Consider the following 17,405-nt stretch of genomic DNA (forward strand, 5'->3'; position numbering starts at 1 on the left):
GGTCTGCTTGAAGCCTTCCTTTAAGTGCCAGTGGGCTGGCTTTTAACTCCTTTGTCTATGACCCGCGCGTCGCTGTTGCACATTCTTGACCACGTCGGCACCATTTCGGAGGCTGAGATTCGGGAGCTTGAGCAATTAGCCGCCGCCTTTCCCTACTGCCAAACGGCCCACGTACTGCTAGCCAAGGCCGCGCACGACCAAGGCAGCATGCTGGCCAGTCAGCGCCTGCGCCGGGCAGCTACGTATGCCACCGACCGGCAGCTGCTGCGCCAGCTCATCGAGCAGCCCGCTACGCATTCATCCAGCCCGACTCCCGCTACGGTAGCTCCTGCCGCTGAGCAGTTAGTTGCCACTTCTTCCTTTACTAAGGCGCTACCTACTGATAGCAAACTAATTACAGAAACAACTTCGGTAGCAGCAGAAGCCATAGCGGAAGTAGAGGAGCCTGCGCAGGACGCCCGGCCGGAAGCATTTTTTGCTCCCGACCAACCCGAGTTGAGCGCCCCTGCGCCGGGCACGGGGGAAACGGAAGTCTTAGAGACTGCAACACACAGCCCAGCAGCTCCTGAAGACGATACTACGGCGATGGAATTGCCGGCAATAGCTCCCGCCCTTGCTGCGGAAGAGGAAGCGCAGGAAGAGCAGCTTCTGGAAATCGCGCCTGCAGCCTGCATCGAGCCTGAACCTGTCGCAATGGACCAGGATATCCTGGCTGTTTCCGAAGTAGCGCCGCAAACCCTAACCCCCGAAGCTGAGCCCGTCGCTGCAGACGAATTCTCGCTGCCAGAGTTGCCGGAGCTATCCGCTACTACAGACCACCAAATTACAGGGGAAGCCACTGCCCTGTCCGCTGCCGAAGCGTTTACCGAGGACCAGCCAGCTGAAGCTCTCCTTGAGCAAGCATCGGACTTGGATTCTACCGGCCAAGTATTTACCCCTTCTCAAGAAGAAGAGTTTACTGTAGAACTACCCGAGCTGGTTGAAAACGGACCCGAAGAAGACATTCTGCCAGCCGTAGCACCCCCGATTCGCCCGCCGGTGGAAGTTGGCACGTCCCGCTTCGAATTCGGTCTGAGCCTGCCCGAGCCCGCTGAGCAGGTTATCTACGAATTGCCTACGCTGGAGGAAGAAGTACCCTCCATACCGGTGGAAACAGTACCCGAGTTCCGGGGCGACGACCACCTGGGCTACGCCCTAACCGGTGGTAGCCGCTACGGTTTCTGCCTGCAGCTCACCGATGAGCTGACCAACGCCTTGCCTACTACCGAGTTTTTCAGCCCCGACGCGCTGTTGCAGGAGCACGCCCGGCGGTATCAGCCCACCCCGCCGCCTACTCCGTCGCCGTTCGACTTGATCAACAAATTCCTGCGCAATCAGCCCCGGCTTCGGTCCCCGGCGGCCCTGCCCGCTTCAGCCGAGGAGCAAGCCGATTTGTCGGTGCGCAGTACCCAGGGCGCGCCGGATATAGCCTCGGAAAGCCTGGCTAAAATCATGATTCGCCAGGGCAAGCTTCAGAAAGCAATTGAAATATATGAACGGCTGATGATGCGTCAGCCGGAAAAAAAGGCGTATTTTGCCGAACAAATCCAACAACTGAAATCCACCGAGTAAATGTATTACGCTCTCATTGGCCTGATTCTGTTCGTATGCTTGCTGCTGGCGCTGGTAGTGCTGGCCCAAAACCCTAAAGGAGGTGGACTGTCGAGCCAGTTTGGTTCGGGCGGCGCAGCCAACCTGATGGGCGTAAAGCGGACCGGTGATTTGCTGGAGCGCCTGACTTGGGGCTTCGCCATCGGCCTGATGGTACTGACGCTGGGTACCCACGTGGTGCTGGGAACGACCTCAGCCGCCGGCCCTACCCGTAGCGTAAACCAGCAGCGGGCCTTAGAAACCAAACTGCCAACCGGTGCTCCCACCACGCCTGCGCCGGCCGCCCCTGGTGCCGCTACGGCTCCCGGCGCTGCTGCTCCAGCCGCCACGCCTGCTCAGCAGCCTGCCGCTACGCCGGCTCAGTAAACGTAAAGCTTACCTGCTTTTTCAGCCGCTGCTTCCTTACCGGAGGCAGCGGCTTTTCTTTTTACCGGTTTTGGCACTTCCTGGTCTGCTTCCGGCGACCAATAGCAGGGTCGGCTACCCCTAGCAGCCGGTCTTTTTTCCGCCGCTACCCTGACACCTGGGCACGCTGCTGTGAAAACCTGACTGAGAACAGAGCTAAAACGTGTTCATTCTGTCAGGTTCGCGGAGGCTGGCATAAGAAGTGATGCCTGCGGGCACAGGTTCATTTCAACCAACCCTTTCAACCAAAACGAACAATATGTCACTAAGCATGAAACCGCTGGCTGACCGCGTCATCATTGCACCGGCTGCTGCTGAGGAAAAAACCAAATCGGGCATCATCATCCCCGATACAGCAAAAGAGAAGCCCCAGCGTGGCGAAGTAGTGGCTGTAGGCGAAGGCAAAGTGGCCGACAGCGGCACCCTGATTCAGCCGCAGGTAAAAGTGGGCGACCAAGTGCTGTATGGCAAATATGCCGGTACGGAAATCACCGTCGATGGCCAGGACTATCTGATCATGCGCGAGTCGGACATTTTCGCCGTCCTGTAAATCACCCTCTCCTTTCCGAATTCATCCTCTCTGTTAACATACGATGGCTAAGAACATCCAATTCGATACCGACGGCCGCGACAAACTGAAGCGCGGCGTAGACAAACTGGCGAATGCCGTGAAAGTAACCCTGGGCCCCAAAGGCCGCAACGTGGTTATCGACAAGAAATTTGGGGCTCCCAGCATCACCAAGGACGGTGTAACCGTAGCCAAGGAAATTGAACTGAGCGACCCAGTAGAAAACATGGGTGCTCAACTGGTGAAGGAAGTAGCTTCCAAAACCGCCGACCAGGCTGGTGACGGCACGACTACTGCTACCGTATTGGCCCAGGCTATCTATGCTGCCGGCTCGAAAAACGTAGCTGCCGGTGCCAACCCTATGGATCTGAAGCGTGGTATCGACAAGGCAGTTATTGCCGTGGTTGCTAACCTGAAGGCGCAGTCCAAGAAAATTGAGAACTCCTCGGAAATTGCCCAAGTAGGCGCTATTTCGGCCAACAACGACATGGAAATCGGCAAAATGATTGCCGACGCCATGGATAAAGTAGGCAAAGAAGGTGTTATCACCGTCGAAGAAGCCCGCGGTACCGAAACCGAAGTAAAAACGGTGGAAGGCATGCAGTTCGACCGTGGCTACCTCTCCCCCTACTTCGTGACCAATCCGGAGAAAATGGAGGCTGAGTTCGACAATCCTTTCGTTCTCATCTACGACAAGAAAGTAAGCACCATGAAAGAGCTGCTGCCCGTACTCGAGCAGGTAGTTCAGACTGGTAAGCCCCTGGTTATCATCTCCGAAGATGTAGATGGCGAAGCCCTGGCAACCTTGGTGGTAAACAAGCTGCGTGGTTCGCTGAAAATTGCGGCCGTTAAGGCTCCCGGCTTCGGCGACCGTCGCAAAGCCATGCTGGAAGACATTGCCGTCCTGACCGGCGGTACCGTTATTTCGGAAGAGCGCGGCTACAAGCTCGACAGCGCCACGTTGGAGTACCTCGGCACGGCGGAGAAAATCATCATTGACAAAGACAACACCACGATTGTCAACGGTAAAGGTGAGAAGGAAACCATCACCGCCCGTATCAACGAAATCAAAGCCCAAATCAGCACCACCACGTCGGATTACGACAAGGAGAAGCTGCAGGAGCGCTTGGCCAAGCTGTCGGGTGGCGTGGCCATCCTCTACATCGGCGCCTCTACGGAGGTTGAGATGAAAGAAAAGAAGGACCGCGTTGACGATGCGCTGCACGCAACCCGCGCGGCCGTGGAAGAAGGTGTAGTGCCCGGCGGCGGTGTAGCCCTGGTACGCGCTCTGGATGCTCTGGAAGCTGTTGATACGCTGAATGGCGATGAGCGGACCGGTGTAAACATCATCCGCACGGCCATCGAGGCTCCCCTGCGCACCATCGTAGCCAACGCCGGTGGTGAAGGCTCGGTAGTCGTACAGAAAGTACGTGAAGGTTCGGGCGACTACGGCTACAACGCCCGCGAAGACCGCTACGAAAACCTGATGGCCGCTGGTATCCTCGATCCAACCAAAGTAACGCGTCTGGCCCTGGAAAATGCCGCTTCGATTGCCGGCCTGCTCCTGACCACTGAGTGCGTGATTTCGGACGAGCCCGAGGAGGACAAAGGTGCTGCCGGTGGTGGCAACCCCGGCATGGGTGGCATGGGCGGCATGATGTAATCAGCCCGCCTGAGCTAGCTGCTCGACAAGTAAAAAGCCCCGCTGGACAATGTTCGGCGGGGTTTTTTCTGTTAAACAGGTGCGCGGCACACTTTTGCGTATTGAATTAGTCTTCATCTGCCAAGCCGGAAAGAAACCACGCTTTGGCGGGATGTAGGGCCCGAAACCCATAGCCCTATAGCATAAAAAAGCCCCGCCGAACGTATCTGGCAGGGCTTTTTGTATTTTGCTACGAGACCGGACCGGCAGCTACTAGCCGCGGCCGTGCATCATGTGGAATAGCTTCTTGGCAATGGCAATCAGAATTAAACCGGCCAGGATAACAAACCCGGCAATCAGGCCAAACACTTTCAGAGCCCCGAGTTCTTCTACGTAAGCGGCAATGTAGCCACCGGCAATCTGGGCCACGAAGGGAGCCAGGAACCACACGCCCATCAGCATGGAGGTGAGAGCGGCCGGCGACAGGCGCGACACCATCGAGAGGCCCACCGGTGAGAGACACAGCTCGCCAATCGTATGGAAGAAATAGGTAGCGAGCAGCCACCAGATGCTGGCCTTGATGGCCTGATCGGCCACATCACCGCCCCGCTCCATTACGGCCCCAACCATGAACAGGAAGCCTACGCCAAGCAACACCATGCCCAGGCCCATTTTCACGGGAATGCTCAGATCTTTGCCCCGGCGGCCCAGGTATACCCACAACGCTGCTACCGGCGCGCCTAGCAACACAATAAAGCCCGCATTTACCGACTGGAACCACGAAGTCGGAATCAGGAATCCGCCGACCTCCCGGTCAATAAACTTGTCGGTGTAGAGCGTGAGGGAAGAACCAGCCTGTTCGAAGCCAGCCCAGAAGAAGACCACAAACAGGGTGATGATGAAGATTACGGCCATACGGTCCGTTTCTTCCTTGGTCAACGGAGCTTTTTCGACCGTTGTGCCCTCGTTCCGGCCCTCGGGGTACATTCCTACGTCGCCCAGGAAACGCTTGCCCAGCAGGTTAAACGCTAATTGGCCCAGTAACATACCGACGCCTGCCGCCAGGAAGCCGTAGCGGAAGCCGTAGCTGGCTACTTGCTCAGCCCCATTTACCAACGTTTTGGTGGCAAACAGATCTTCGGCAAAATAGCCACATACGAGAGGTGCCAGGAAAGCACCTGTATTGATACCCATGTAGAAGATGGTAAAAGCCGCATCCCGGCGCGGGTCACCTTGCTCATAGAGCTTACCAACGATGGTCGAAATATTCGGCTTGAAAAAGCCGTTACCCAATATTAGCAGCAACAGGCCCAGCAATGTAGGCCAAGGCAAACCGAAAAGCGCGCCTTCAGTTGACAGGGTGGGCTGCATAAACAGAAAGAACTGCCCCAGGGCCATGGTCAGACCACCAATCAGAATGGCCCGCCGCTGACCAATGTATTTATCGGCTAGCCAGCCCCCGATGATGGGCGTCAGGTAAACGAAGCCGGTGAAGTAGCCATAAATCAGGGAAGCACTGGCCGCATCGATACCCAGACCGCCTTCAATGGCCGTCTTGGAGAGGTAAAGCATAAGCAGGCCCCGCATACCATAGTAGCTGAACCGTTCCCACATTTCGGTGAAGAACAATAGATAGAGCCCCGGAGGATGCCCTTGTTGCGTACTAGGCTGCTCCCGCACAGCGGAGGTCGTTTGCATGGAAAGAAAATGAAAGGGTGGAAAGAGAAAAGCTGCCTGCGGCAAACCTGGGGCAGGTTTGTAAAGCTACAAAAGTTTCCTAACCCTGGACAGTTCCACATGTCTAGCCAAGATTTCAAGGAAAAACGAAACCTAATTAGCGAATTTTCGCTAATATCCTGCATAAACTAACAGGCGTAAGCCTTGGTATCAGTTTTTTGTCTACTTTTGTCCTGCAATTCCCCCATCTCCCACCCACTTTTCCCCGTTCCCGGCCCCATGATGGACACTGCCGCTACTACCTCTCTCCGCAATCGTTTGCAGCCGCTCGGATTCTCCCAAACCGGTGAAGTGCACCTTAACCTAACGCCGGCAGAGCTTGTTGAGCATGCTCTGCGCCGCGGTGAAGGCACCCTCACCGACACGGGCGCCCTGATGGCCGACACCGGCAAGTTCACCGGCCGCTCACCCAAGGACCGCTTCGTCGTGAAAGACGCCAACACGGCTGACTCCGTATGGTGGGGCGACATCAACATTGCCTTCGACGCCGACAAGTTTGACCAGCTCCACACCAAAATGGTGAACTATCTGGCCGACAAGGAGCTGTACGTGCGGGAAGCCTACGCCGGCGCCAATCCCGATTACCAACTTAAGCTTCGCGTGGTGAATGAGCTGGCGTGGCATAACCTGTTTTGCTACAACATGTTCCTGCGTCCCGAAGAAGGCGCCGACACTTCGTGGCTGCCGGACTTCACTATCATCTGCGCCCCCGGCTTCGAAGCCGATCCGGCTGTAGATGGTACGCGCCAAGCCAACTTCGCCATCCTGAACTTCACCAAGAAGATGATTCTGATTGGGGGTACGGGCTACGCTGGCGAGATGAAGAAGGGCATTTTCGGGGTTCTGAACTACCTGTTGCCCCACGAGCACAACACGCTGAGCATGCACTGCTCGGCCAACGTAGGCGAGGATGGCGACACAGCCGTATTCTTCGGCCTGTCGGGTACGGGCAAAACGACCCTCTCGGCTGACCCCAACCGCGGCCTCATCGGCGACGACGAGCACGGCTGGACGCCCGACGCGGGCATCTTCAACTTCGAAGGCGGCTGCTACGCCAAGGTTATCGACCTGAGCCGCGAAAAGGAGCCCCAGATCTGGGATGCTATCAAGTTCGGCTCCATCGTGGAGAATACCCGCTTTATTCCCGGTACCCACACGGTAGACTACGCCAATAAGTCGGTGACGGAGAATACGCGCACGGCTTACCCCATCAACTACATCGACAACGCCATTGAGCCATCGGTAGCGGATGCGCCCAAGAACATTTTCTTCCTTACGGCCGATGCATTTGGCGTGCTGCCTCCCATCAGCAAGCTGGATAAGAGCCACGCCATGTACCACTTCATGAGCGGCTACACGGCTAAGGTAGCAGGTACCGAAATGGGCATTACTGAGCCCCAGACTACCTTCTCGGCTTGCTTTGGCGCCGTGTTCCTGCCCCTGCACCCCACTAAGTACGCCGAGATGCTGGGCCAGAAAATGGACGAGAACCCCGACGTGAATGTGTGGCTGATCAACACGGGCTGGACCGGGGGCTCCTACGGCGTGGGCTCACGCATGAAGCTGGGCTACACCCGGGCCATGATTACGGCTGCCCTGAACGGCGAGCTAAACGACGTGACCTTCACTAAGCACCCCATCTTCGGCGTGGAAGTTCCCGCCGCCGTACCGGGCGTGCCTACCGATATTCTGGACCCGCGCAACACCTGGGCCGACAAGGAAGCCTACGACAAAACTGCTGCTTCCCTGGCCGACAAGTTTGTCAATAACTTCCAGAAGTACGCCGACTTTGCCAACGAGGAAATCCTGGCCGGCGCACCGAAAGTAGCCGAGGTAACGGCTTAATCGAGTCGCAGTCGTATTCCTAAATAAGAAAAAGCCCTGCTGGCAGCTGCCAGCAGGGCTTTTTCTGTAGAGTCGGTACGGCAAAGCGGACAATTATTCCACCCACTGGGCGCTGTGCGACTCTTGCAGGTTCGCCGCGTCGGTAGCGCTGCCGGTGCCGGTGCGGGATTTGCGCACCAGGGCGGCTACACCCAATCCTACGGCCCCAGCTACAGCGGCCGTTACCAGCGGGTGCAGGGTGGCAGTGGTGTAGTAGCTGCTTTCGCGGGTATGACCGGGGTAGTTGCCGCGCTCTTCCAGGCGGCCAGCGGCGTGGTCGAGGCCGTTCTGGTTGCGGGGGCGCGGGGCGTAATCGGCTTTTTCCTGCTTGGCAAACACGTTTTCCATGAATTTGTCGAGCAAACGCGGAGCGAGCGTGGCCATGCTGGTAATCATTTTGCCGCCGCCCCCGACGGTGATTTCGCGCTCGGGCACTTCGCAGCAGTGCAGAATGGCGCGGGCTACGGTTTCGGGTGCGTAGGCGGGTGGAGCGTGCTGAGCCTCGCGCTCCATGTAGTTTTTGGCGTGCAGCGGATAAGGCGTATCAATAGCGGCGGGCTTGATCAGGGTTACTACCACTGGGGCTTCGTCCATTTCCAGTTCCATGCGCAGGCCGTCGGTAAAGCCTTTCACGGCGTGCTTGCTGGCCGAATAGATGGTTTGCAGAATGGCCGTACTTTCCGACAGAATGCTGCCGATGTTGATGATGGCGCCGCCCCGCTGCTTGAGGTGCTTAGTAGCTTCCAGGGAGCCGTAAATCAGGCCCCAGACGTTGGTTTCGAACAGCTTGCGCATATCCTCGACCGGGATATCCTCCAGCTTGCCGTAGATAGATACGCCCGCGTCGTTGATCCAGGTATCGAAGCCGCCGAACTCGGCCTGGGCGGCCTGGGCCACGCGGCGCACGTCTTCCTGGTTGCTCACGTCGGCTACCACATAAGTGGCGTGGCCGCCCTGGTCGTTGATTTCCTCACAGAGCTGGCGTAACGCATTTTCACTGCGGGCAGCCAAGACTAGCTTCGCGCCTTTTTCGGCCGCCATACGGGCCGTCACTAAGCCAATGCCCGAAGAGGCACCGGTAATGACAATTGTTTGAGCAGATAGTTTTTTGAGTTTGGGTGTCATAGCGTAGAAGTGTTCAGGTTGGAATGCTTGCTTCTACGCCCGAAAGCGGGGTTAGATGCATAAAAAATTGCGGCACCCCGTCATTTTAGCGCCTAGAGGCCTTCACCGCACTTCTCAGCCCCGGAAATGATACTTTTGCGCCATGCCCCACACCTTCTACGCCCCCGACCTCGTCGGACCGACCTACACCCTGCCCGAAGACGAAAGCAAGCACGCCGTGCGGGTCCTGCGCCTGGGTTCCGCCGACGCCGTCGTGCTGGTGGATGGCCGCGGTGGTGTATTCCAGGCCGAGGTGGCTGATGCCAACCCCAAACGCTGCCAGCTGCGCGTGACACAAACCGAGCAGATAGCCCGCCGCCCCTACTTTGTGCACGTGGCCGTGGCACCTACTAAAAACCTGGACCGGATGGAGTGGCTGGTTGAAAAGGCGGTGGAAATTGGGGTAGAGCGGATTACGTTTTTGCGCGGCAGCCGCTCGGAGCGGCGGGAGCTAAAGCTGGAGCGCTTGGAGAAAATTGCGGTCAGTGCCCTCAAGCAATCGGGCCAGGCCTGGCTGCCCCAGCTCGATGAGCTAACTGATTTTGCCGCCTTCATCCCGACCGTGGAGCCCGCTACCACCTTTATTGCTCACCTGGAAGAAGGCGAAAGAACCGCTTTATCCCACGTAGCGGCGCAGGGAGCGGGCTGCTGCGTGCTCATCGGCCCCGAAGGCGACTTTACCCCGCAGGAAATCGAATTGGCCCGGCAGCGCGGCATCCGCCCCGTGACGCTGGGAGTTTCCCGGCTGCGCACCGAAACGGCCGCTCTGGCGGCAGTGCACACGGTGCACGTGGTGCGGGAACTAGGCGCGTAAGCCTTATTCTGCCTGCCAGTGCGCTACCAGCGTTTTTCTGTCAGCTTGCCATTAAGGATGCTTGAGGCCTATAAAAAGGGGGTAGTACTCAACCTTCAGCCAACGCCGACGCATCCGCTTGCGAATCAGCAGCGCCCTGCGCTTCTAAAGCTGCCGCGGCTTTGGCCAGCTTTTTCTTGCGCCAGGGCGCGTCCTGCTCCCAGTCGCCGGCCATGATGCAGCCGTAGGGCCGAATTTCGTCTACGATGGTGGCCAGGTTGAACGCCTGAATCTGCCGCTGTACTTCCCCGGCATCCTTATAGGCGCTGGGCAGTTCGGAAATATCAATCTGGTTGAAAAAAAATCGGGCGTCGATGCCCTGGGTTTCTTCGGCAAACAGTTCTTCCTTGGTTTGCCCAATCTTGCTGTACTTGTGGCGGGTGCGGCTTAGATTGCGGCCGGCTCCGTGGGGCGCAAAGCCCAGGTTATTCTCCGTAGTTGTGCCTTCCACTAGCAGAATGGGCTGGGCCATGTTCAGCGGAATAATGCGCGGGCCGGTAATGTCGGGCATGAATTTCGGGTCGAGCGGCGTGGCGCCTTTGGCGTGGTAGTACAGGTCGCCGTCGCGAAACACAAAGTTGTGCTCGTTCCAGAACCGCTGCTGCACGGCCGCGCCCAGCTCCGTGGCAATGGCCTCGTGCAGGCACTGGTGATTTTGCTTGGTCCATTTCCGGATGGTTTGCAGCGCGGCCCAGTACTGCTTTCCTTCCTCCGAGTTACCAGGAATCCAGGCGTTGGGCGGGGCGGTTTCGGGCGAAATAGCTTGGCGGAATCGTTCGGCTACTTTCATACCCTGGGTGTACAATGCCGCGCCAGGGCCCCGGGAGCCGTGGTGAGTCACGAGTACCGTGTCGCCGGTGTTGCGCGAAATGCCCACGTAAAGAAAGTGGTTGCCGTCGCCCTGAGTACCCAGATGCTCATGGGCAAACTTGAGGCTGCGCAACGAGTTGAGAAACGGGTTAGCCCGAAATTCGGCTTCAATTTCGGCAGGCAGCGCAAACTGCTGGCCCTCGGGGCGGCCGCCCGGGCCGAAATGGGTAATCTGCTGGGCGGCGTCCAGCACGCTTTTGGGGGCCGTTTTTCCCAGATTGGTTAGCATCACCGAGCAGCAGATGTCGGCGCTGTGCATACCGGGGTGAATGGCGTTGCGGGCCACCACGATGCCCCCGACCGGAATCGTACCCAGCGGGCCAGCCGGGCAGGCGTCGGGCATGATGGCGCCGGCCACCACCGTGGGCGTGCGCATCAGTTGCTGCATCGACTGCCGGACGTAGGCAATGTTGGCCTGCTCCACGGGGGAGTCGGCGCTGATGTTCTCGTGAAAGGGCACCGCCTGGGTTAGCAGCGGAATTTCCGGGGCGGGCTTCACCGTATCGAGATAGGCGTGCAGGGCCTCGCCTTCCAGGGCGTGCGTATTGATATGCTCCAGAGCTTCTTTAAACCACTTGCCAGGCTTCAAACCCAGGCTTAATAAATCATTACCGGTAATCATAGAGGAAGTCAGTTAGGGCACTAAGCGCATTGGTCAGCACTGCAGCGGGTAGCAAGAAACAACTTTTTGCGGCCAGAGCTCAACTCTTAGGGCCGACAAGGGTGAATTCGACCTAAAACAATAGTTGCTGGTAGAAGCCCACGAACTCCCGCGCCAGTGAATACCCATCCCGCAGCTCAACGTACCGGGGGCTTACGCTGCTGATTTGGGTGAAACCCGCCTTGCGAAACAGCATTTTGGTGCGCGTCAGGTGGTAGTACTGAGAAACCGCAAGCAGGCGGCGGAAGCCCAGGCTGTCTTGTAGACGCAAGGTGTTCTGCACCGTCATCCCGGTGGTATTTCCCTTATTGTCAACGACAATGAGCGAATCAGGCACGCCGTGCTGCCGCAGGTATTCCCGCATCTTGCTGCCCTCATAAAAGCCCTCCTTGCCCAGCCCGCCGCTGACGAGCAGCCGCTGTACCCGCCCCTTCTGATAGAGGTGCAGGCCGCAGTTCAGCCGTTGCCGCAGCCGCTCCGACAAGGTACCGTCCGGGTTGACCGTGTTGCCCAGAATCACGCCCACTTCGGCCCGCTCCCCGGTATCGGTCAGGCCGTCGGCTACCACAAAGCCGGTATGCAACAGGAACCAGGCGGCCAGCAGAGCAGTGGCAAAGTAGACTAGCCGGCGAATTTTCATGCCTTGGGGTGAGGAGTAGCGGTAACCAAACGCGGCAACTTCGCGAATCGTCGGTAACCCGGCAACTACCCCAACGACAACGGAGGCTAATTCGGCCTCAAGATGACCACTCACTGAACTTTGCCACCTGGTCGTTACTTTGTAGTCTATTGGGCATCACCCGCTAGTCCTTTCTTATGCTGAAAAACCTGCTGCTCCCGCTGCTCCTGCTTTTTTCCCTGACGGCCGCCGCGCCCGTGCCCAGCTTCCGCATCGCCAAGCTGCACTACGGTGGCGGGGGCGACTGGTACGCCAATAAAACCAGCCTGCCGAACCTGATCCGCTTCTGCAACCAGGCCCTCAAAACCAACATTGCCCCCGATGAAGCCGTGGTGGAGCTCGACTCGCCGGAGCTGTTCACCTATCCTTTCGTGCACATGACCGGCCACGGCAACGTAGCTTTCACCGAGGCCGAGGCCAAAAACCTGCGGCGCTACCTCACCGGCGGCGGCTTTCTGCACATCGACGACAACTACGGTCTCGACAAGTTTATCCGGCCCGAAATGAAGAAGGTATTTCCCGAACTGGAATTTGTGGAGCTGCCCTACTCCCACCCGATTTACCACCAAAAATATCAGTTTCCCAAGGGCTTACCCAAAGTACACGAGCACGACGGCAAGCGCCCTCAAGGCTTCGGCCTGCTCTATAAAGGTCGGCTGGTGTGCTTCTACAGCTTTGAGTGCGACCTGGGCAACGGCTGGGAAGACGTGGGCACTTACGACGACCCACCCGCTGTGCACGAGGCGGCCCTGCGCATGGGGGCTAACCTGGTGACGTACGCGCTGACCCAGGATTAGTCAAGGAGTGAGCTGGATAGACTGCTTGTCTGGTTTTCTACTCTTAACCGAAGGCACGTTCGCGCTAGATTTCCTACCAGCTCCGATCTTGGGATAAAAGCAGCTCAGCATGGCAGGCACTGTGGCCATGGCAACCATTCCGCTCGGCACAGGCCGGTTTTTTCCGCAGAGCGCTAAAATCTGCCTGCCTGCCTGCCGTAGCCTCCTACGTTTCCCAGTAGCGCCTAACAGGACGTCCCAGGCTAAAACAGCGCAAACGAAAAACCCTTGCTGGCATAACCAGAGCAAAGGTCTTTCGTTTGGGTGAACAGCTGATGTACAAGCTATTACTACAGCATCATTCCGCCCGTTGCTTCGAGGCGCTGCCCATTGAGCCACCCGGCGGCATCCGAGCAGAGGAAGGCGACAATACCCCCGATGTCGTCGGGCTCGGCCACGCGGCCCAGGGCCGTAATCTGGGCCACATAGGCCCGGATTTCGGGCGTATCCAGCATGGCTCCGCCCCCAAATACGGCCCCAGGCGCTACCACATTGGCGGCAATGCCCCGACTGCCGAGCTCCAGGGCCAGGTAGCGCGTGAATACTTCCACTGCGCCTTTCATGCTAGCGTAGGCCGAGCTCCCGGCGAAAGCAACCCGCGTGGTACCGGAGGAAATATTAATAATCCGGCCCCCGTCGCGCAGGAACGGCAACGCCTTTTGCGTGAGGAAGTACACGCCCTTAAAATGAATATTGAGCATTTCGTCAAACTGCGCCTCCGTATTCTCGGCAATAGGGGCAGTGAGGCTGGTCCCAGCGTTGTTGATCAGAAAGTCGAACCGGTCGGTACCAAAGGTATCGGCTAGGGCTGTGGTGACCTGGGCGAAAAACGTATCAAACGTGCTGATGTCGGCGGCGTTCAGCGGCAGGGCCACGGCGCGGCGGCCCAGGGCTTCGATTTCGGCCACTACCGCGGCGGCTTCTGCTTGCTGGCTGCGGTAGGTCAGGACAACGTCGATGCCCTGCTGGGCCAGTTTCAGGGCCATGTCTTTGCCCAGGCCCCGGCTGCCACCGGTGAGCAAGGCGATTTTGGAAGTACGCATAGGGAGTGTAAGTGTGGTGTTGATTTGAACACGACAAAGGTCCCCTGGTCCGTTGGCAGCCGCGTTGTATCGGCCAATCAGTTTTTTGTAGAAATCAATCCAACGCCATTTTCAGAGCCCGAAATGCACCGGGACTCATGGCGGCGTAGCGGCGGAAGAAGTGGGAAAAGTGGGCTACATCGACGAAGCCCAGGCTGTCGGCAATTTCCCACAGCGTCCAGTCAGATTGTTGGAGCAGTACCTTGGCTTCCTGCACCAGTCGCCCGCCGATGAGGTCGGTAGTGGTGCGGCCGGTGCTGTCCTTAAGCACTTTGTTGAGGTGGTTGACGTGCACGGCCAGGTAATCGGCAAAGTCCTTAGCCGTGCGCAGCGGAACCCGTTGCTGGGCCGTAGTCAGGGGAAACTGCTGCTCCAGCAGCTCCACAAAGCGCGAGCTCAGCCGAGCCGCCGCCGAGTGGGCGGGGTGCAGCGCAGTGGCGGGCTGCCGCTTCTGGCCTAGGTGTAACAATTCCAGCACGTAGGCCCGCAGCAGGTCGTACTTGTGGGCGTAGTCAGAGGCCAGTTCCTCCTGCATCTGGCTAAAAATGGCCGTTGCCCGCGCCGATTCGGCGGGTGTTAGCTGAAATACGGGGTAGCCGTCAGCCCGGAACAGGGGCAGCTCGTCGGGGGTGCGCCCCCCCAGCACAGGCAGCAGAAACTCGGCCGTGAACAGGCAAAACTGTCCTTGCTGCGGCTCGGCTGGCCACCACTCAAACGATACTTTGGGCGTCGAAAACACCAGGGCATCGGGCTCAATGGTAATAGCTTGTTGGGCGTACTCGGCGCGGCTACGGCTGCGCAAAAGGCTGATTTTGTAGAATGAGCGGCACGTGTAAGGGGTGGCGGGGCGCATTTGGGTAGGCTCCCAGAGGTCGGCGATGTCAAACACATTAAAATGGCCGACTTCGCGCTGAATGCCGCCGGGTAGCAGCGTGTTCAAATCGAGGCTGGTACAGGGAGCTAACTCCTGGTAGAGCGTATGAAGCGCGGTAGTAGTCATGGGAACAAACCAATTGTAGGATTCAAAGCTACAACAGCTCCTGCAGGAGGCCAAATGGCTGGTATTGCTGAGAGTGACGTCCTGCTGCATCTTCGGCGGCAAGCAGTTTCTCGAGCAGTAGGCCTCTACTGCATCGGCGTTCACGCAAACGGTGGGTTACGCAAGGTTACTCTTTATATACTTACCCGCCGCTGCGGCTGTGCGGCTGCCTGCTAGCACACGCGCTGGTAGGCCACCTGGCGCTGCGCCTCCTGCTCCAATAACAGATTAAGGGACTTCACGAGCCAATAGCGCCATAGATTGAGCTAAGCGAAGACCACTCCCTACTCGAACTTGCGTTTCAGGATTTCGCTCAGAATGAAGGCCTCCCGCAAATCGGTGGGGGTGCGGAGCCGGTCGGTGATGACGCGCCGGGCCACGGGAGCCGGAGCGGTGGGCCGGGGGCGGCGTAGCGGGTTGTCGGCGGCTGGGTGGTCCATGCCGGTATTGCGGCGGGCGGGAGCCACCGTTTTTTCCAGGGACGTATTCGTCGCGCGGCGCTCCTGCGACTGGGCCTTGCGCGCGGGCTGTTCCAGGGTGCGGGCCTTGGGGGCTGCTGCTTCCTGCGGCAGGCGTCGGCCCGCGGGCGTCGTCGGGGCAGGCACACTAGGGTTGCCGCGCTGGTTCTGCTGCTGCATCTGCTTGAGCAGTTCGTCAAAGGAGGAGCCTGGCAGCGGAGCCCGGCGGACCGAGGGCCGCTCCTGCTGCTCGCGCCGGGCTGTTTCGCGCATTTTCTGCACCATGCGCCACACGAAGACAACAAGCCCACCCAGAATCAGCAGCAGTACTTTGAGTTTTTCCATAGCAAAAGTCAGCCCCGGTAACGCAGAAAAGGTACGCCTTTTTGGGACGTACCTTTTCAATTTCTAGCAACTATTGCGTCAGGACGTGGCTACCGCACCCCTTTTTCGGGGAAACGGCCGGTTTTGGTGCGGTAAAATGCCTTGATATCCTCCAGGTCCTTTTCATAGTCGCCGGTGGGCCAGAAGGCAGGGCCCACGCCGGCTTCCTTATTCTTATAGTCGAGGTAGCCGAGCAGAATCGGCACATTGGCACCCATGGCAGCGAAGTAGAAGCCTTTTTTCCAGCGGGGCTGGTAGGCGCGCGTGCCTTCGGGGGTGATGAGAATGACCAGTTCCTCCCGCTCGTTGAAAAGCTGCACCATGCCGTCAACAAGGCTGTTATTTTTCTGCCGGTCGACGGGCAGCGCGCCCAAAGCCAGCATCAGCTTGCCCAGCACGGGAATATCCACCCAGGATTTTTTCACCGTAAAGCGCACGTCCACGTCCATCAGGTAAAAGGCAGCGCGGGCAAACATGAAGTCCCAGTTGCTGGTGTGGGGCGCGGCAATCATCATGCTTTTGGGAATACCGGGCGGCACCTGAGGACCTAAACGCCAACCCGTTATCCAAAACCAGAAACGGGAGAATTGATACCAGAACGTAGAAGTCTTTCGTGCTTTTTCCATGCAAAGAGGTGTGGCTACCACTAAAATGGCAGTAATCAGAAGCCAAAACTAAAGAAATTTCAATCCTGCCCCGCGGGGAAATCCTCGGCTAAGCACTGGCGTAGGGCTTCGGCCTGGGTCATGGTGTAGGCATAGCCAATGTTGAATATTTCACTGGCCCGCCGCAAATCCGTCACGCGGTACTGCTGCAACGCAGGCGGCTCCAGCACGATGGCACACTGGGCCAGGCGGGGCTGCACATTCATGGAAATAGCCAAATACGCTGTCCGCTCCCCTACTTCCCGCAGGGTCGTCAAAGGCGCCTCGGGGCTCATCGGGTTGCAGTGCACACCCACTACGGCCAGATTGCTTTGCAGCAGCAACGGCTCCACGGGCAAGTTGTTCATCACGCCTCCATCCACCAATACCTGCCCCTGCCACTCCACCGGCCGGCACACAATGGGCACGGCCGCGGCCCCCAGCAAAGGCGGAATCAGCGGTCCATCCTGAAAATATACCGTCTGGCCCGCCGTTAAGTCGGTGGCTACCAGCGTGAGCGGCACTTTGAGCTCGGCAAAAGTCGGGGCGGCACCCAAATAGTGCTGGTAGAGCTTTTCGACCAAGTCGAGGCGCACCAGGCCCAGGCGAAACGAGGGCCGCAGCAGGCGCACGAAGCGGGTGTCGGTCAGGAGTTGGTAAATCTGCCGGGGCGGAAAGCCCGCCGCGTAGAAAGCCCCGGCAATGGCCCCGGAGCTGACGCCGGCAATGTGGCCGATGGGTAATTCCAGCTCATCCAAAGCCTGGAGCACGCCCAAATGGGCAATTCCGCGCGCGGCGCCTCCCGACAAGGCCAATCCGAGCTTGCGCATAAGGGCAGGGTTAAGTAGT

At 58.4% G+C, this 17,405-nt stretch carries 16 protein-coding genes; 7 read left to right on the plus strand and 9 right to left on the minus strand.

The window, feature by feature from the left end:
- Nucleotides 1-57: 57 nt before the first annotated feature.
- From MUN80_RS19320 to groL, 4 genes are all read left to right on the plus strand, one after another.
- Nucleotides 58-1,611 (plus strand): DUF8458 domain-containing protein, encoded by a 1,554-nt coding sequence (locus tag MUN80_RS19320; RefSeq protein WP_244715386.1) that lies wholly within the window; start codon nt 58-60, stop codon nt 1,609-1,611.
- Nucleotides 1,612-2,016 carry a preprotein translocase subunit SecG gene (secG, locus tag MUN80_RS19325; protein ID WP_244715388.1) on the plus strand — a complete coding sequence of 135 codons (405 nt, stop codon included), beginning with the start codon at nt 1,612-1,614 and terminating at the stop codon, nt 2,014-2,016.
- Between the two features lie 298 nt (nt 2,017-2,314).
- Entirely contained in the window at nt 2,315-2,605 is a 291-nt protein-coding gene (gene groES, locus MUN80_RS19330) for a co-chaperone GroES (protein WP_135391854.1), read from the plus strand.
- A gap of 43 nt (nt 2,606-2,648) precedes the next feature.
- Complete coding sequence (gene groL, locus MUN80_RS19335; protein WP_244715390.1) at nt 2,649-4,286, plus strand: chaperonin GroEL; 1,638 nt, start codon at nt 2,649-2,651, stop codon at nt 4,284-4,286.
- Between the two features lie 252 nt (nt 4,287-4,538).
- On the opposite strand, the gene MUN80_RS19340 is transcribed toward groL, so the two are convergent.
- Nucleotides 4,539-5,963, minus strand: coding sequence for a peptide MFS transporter (locus tag MUN80_RS19340; protein ID WP_244715392.1), 1,425 nt, complete (start codon nt 5,961-5,963; stop codon nt 4,539-4,541).
- Nucleotides 5,964-6,224: 261 nt separating this feature from the next.
- Here MUN80_RS19340 and pckA point away from each other — a divergent pair, with 261 nt between their 5' ends.
- Entirely contained in the window at nt 6,225-7,847 is a 1,623-nt protein-coding gene (pckA, locus tag MUN80_RS19345) for a phosphoenolpyruvate carboxykinase (ATP) (protein ID WP_375373992.1), read from the plus strand.
- Between the two features lie 93 nt (nt 7,848-7,940).
- On the opposite strand, the gene MUN80_RS19350 is transcribed toward pckA, so the two are convergent.
- The gene (locus MUN80_RS19350) at nt 7,941-9,011 is read right to left on the minus strand and encodes an SDR family oxidoreductase (RefSeq protein ID WP_244715396.1); all 1,071 of its coding nucleotides are present in this window, start codon (nt 9,009-9,011) and stop codon (nt 7,941-7,943) included.
- Between the two features lie 142 nt (nt 9,012-9,153).
- Between MUN80_RS19350 and MUN80_RS19355 the strand changes: the two genes are divergently transcribed.
- Nucleotides 9,154-9,864: a 16S rRNA (uracil(1498)-N(3))-methyltransferase gene (locus tag MUN80_RS19355; protein WP_244715398.1), complete on the plus strand. Its 711-nt coding sequence runs from the start codon at nt 9,154-9,156 to the stop codon at nt 9,862-9,864.
- Nucleotides 9,865-9,952: 88 nt separating this feature from the next.
- Here the strand turns inward: MUN80_RS19355 and MUN80_RS19360 are convergent, their stop codons facing one another.
- Together MUN80_RS19360 and MUN80_RS19365 are read right to left on the minus strand one after the other, a co-directional pair.
- Nucleotides 9,953-11,395, minus strand: coding sequence for an RtcB family protein (locus MUN80_RS19360; protein WP_244715400.1), 1,443 nt, complete (start codon nt 11,393-11,395; stop codon nt 9,953-9,955).
- 112 nt (nt 11,396-11,507) lie between these two features.
- Complete coding sequence (locus MUN80_RS19365) at nt 11,508-12,074, minus strand: YdcF family protein (RefSeq protein ID WP_244715401.1); 567 nt, start codon at nt 12,072-12,074, stop codon at nt 11,508-11,510.
- A gap of 176 nt (nt 12,075-12,250) precedes the next feature.
- Between MUN80_RS19365 and MUN80_RS19370 the strand changes: the two genes are divergently transcribed.
- Entirely contained in the window at nt 12,251-12,910 is a 660-nt protein-coding gene (locus MUN80_RS19370) for a DUF4159 domain-containing protein (protein WP_244715403.1), read from the plus strand.
- 329 nt (nt 12,911-13,239) lie between these two features.
- Here the strand turns inward: MUN80_RS19370 and MUN80_RS19375 are convergent, their stop codons facing one another.
- From MUN80_RS19375 to MUN80_RS19395, 5 genes are all read right to left on the minus strand, one after another.
- Complete coding sequence (locus MUN80_RS19375; protein ID WP_244715405.1) at nt 13,240-13,992, minus strand: SDR family NAD(P)-dependent oxidoreductase; 753 nt, start codon at nt 13,990-13,992, stop codon at nt 13,240-13,242.
- 94 nt (nt 13,993-14,086) lie between these two features.
- On the minus strand, nt 14,087-15,031 hold the full coding sequence (locus MUN80_RS19380; protein WP_244715407.1) for a helix-turn-helix domain-containing protein: 945 nt from the start codon (nt 15,029-15,031) through the stop codon (nt 14,087-14,089).
- A gap of 323 nt (nt 15,032-15,354) precedes the next feature.
- Nucleotides 15,355-15,873, minus strand: coding sequence for a hypothetical protein (locus MUN80_RS19385; RefSeq protein ID WP_244715409.1), 519 nt, complete (start codon nt 15,871-15,873; stop codon nt 15,355-15,357).
- An 89-nt stretch (nt 15,874-15,962) separates the two neighbouring features.
- Nucleotides 15,963-16,427 carry a 1-acyl-sn-glycerol-3-phosphate acyltransferase gene (locus MUN80_RS19390; protein WP_311136247.1) on the minus strand — a complete coding sequence of 155 codons (465 nt, stop codon included), beginning with the start codon at nt 16,425-16,427 and terminating at the stop codon, nt 15,963-15,965.
- 170 nt (nt 16,428-16,597) lie between these two features.
- Nucleotides 16,598-17,386 (minus strand): patatin-like phospholipase family protein, encoded by a 789-nt coding sequence (locus tag MUN80_RS19395; RefSeq protein ID WP_244715413.1) that lies wholly within the window; start codon nt 17,384-17,386, stop codon nt 16,598-16,600.
- Nucleotides 17,387-17,405 lie beyond the last annotated feature (19 nt).

Origin of the sequence: Hymenobacter cellulosivorans (assembly GCF_022919135.1) — a bacterium.
In the GTDB taxonomy this organism is placed as follows: Bacteria; Bacteroidota; Bacteroidia; order Cytophagales; family Hymenobacteraceae; genus Hymenobacter; species Hymenobacter cellulosivorans.

What these genes read in the sequence shown, in the direction of transcription:
- MUN80_RS19390 (WP_311136247.1), bottom strand. Translation starts at nt 16,427, where the DNA reads ATGATGATTGCCGCGCCCCACACCAGCAACTGGGACTTCATGTTTGCC.
- MUN80_RS19350 (WP_244715396.1), bottom strand. Translation starts at nt 9,011, where the DNA reads ATGACACCCAAACTCAAAAAACTATCTGCTCAAACAATTGTCATTACC.
- groL (WP_244715390.1), top strand. Translation starts at nt 2,649, where the DNA reads ATGGCTAAGAACATCCAATTCGATACCGACGGCCGCGACAAACTGAAG.
- MUN80_RS19355 (WP_244715398.1), top strand. Translation starts at nt 9,154, where the DNA reads ATGCCCCACACCTTCTACGCCCCCGACCTCGTCGGACCGACCTACACC.
- MUN80_RS19380 (WP_244715407.1), bottom strand. Translation starts at nt 15,031, where the DNA reads ATGACTACTACCGCGCTTCATACGCTCTACCAGGAGTTAGCTCCCTGT.
- groES (WP_135391854.1), top strand. Translation starts at nt 2,315, where the DNA reads ATGTCACTAAGCATGAAACCGCTGGCTGACCGCGTCATCATTGCACCG.
- MUN80_RS19395 (WP_244715413.1), bottom strand. Translation starts at nt 17,386, where the DNA reads ATGCGCAAGCTCGGATTGGCCTTGTCGGGAGGCGCCGCGCGCGGAATT.
- pckA (WP_375373992.1), top strand. Translation starts at nt 6,225, where the DNA reads ATGGACACTGCCGCTACTACCTCTCTCCGCAATCGTTTGCAGCCGCTC.
- MUN80_RS19320 (WP_244715386.1), top strand. Translation starts at nt 58, where the DNA reads ATGACCCGCGCGTCGCTGTTGCACATTCTTGACCACGTCGGCACCATT.
- MUN80_RS19365 (WP_244715401.1), bottom strand. Translation starts at nt 12,074, where the DNA reads ATGAAAATTCGCCGGCTAGTCTACTTTGCCACTGCTCTGCTGGCCGCC.
- MUN80_RS19360 (WP_244715400.1), bottom strand. Translation starts at nt 11,395, where the DNA reads ATGATTACCGGTAATGATTTATTAAGCCTGGGTTTGAAGCCTGGCAAG.
- secG (WP_244715388.1), top strand. Translation starts at nt 1,612, where the DNA reads ATGTATTACGCTCTCATTGGCCTGATTCTGTTCGTATGCTTGCTGCTG.
- MUN80_RS19340 (WP_244715392.1), bottom strand. Translation starts at nt 5,963, where the DNA reads ATGCAAACGACCTCCGCTGTGCGGGAGCAGCCTAGTACGCAACAAGGG.
- MUN80_RS19385 (WP_244715409.1), bottom strand. Translation starts at nt 15,873, where the DNA reads ATGGAAAAACTCAAAGTACTGCTGCTGATTCTGGGTGGGCTTGTTGTC.
- MUN80_RS19375 (WP_244715405.1), bottom strand. Translation starts at nt 13,992, where the DNA reads ATGCGTACTTCCAAAATCGCCTTGCTCACCGGTGGCAGCCGGGGCCTG.
- MUN80_RS19370 (WP_244715403.1), top strand. Translation starts at nt 12,251, where the DNA reads ATGCTGAAAAACCTGCTGCTCCCGCTGCTCCTGCTTTTTTCCCTGACG.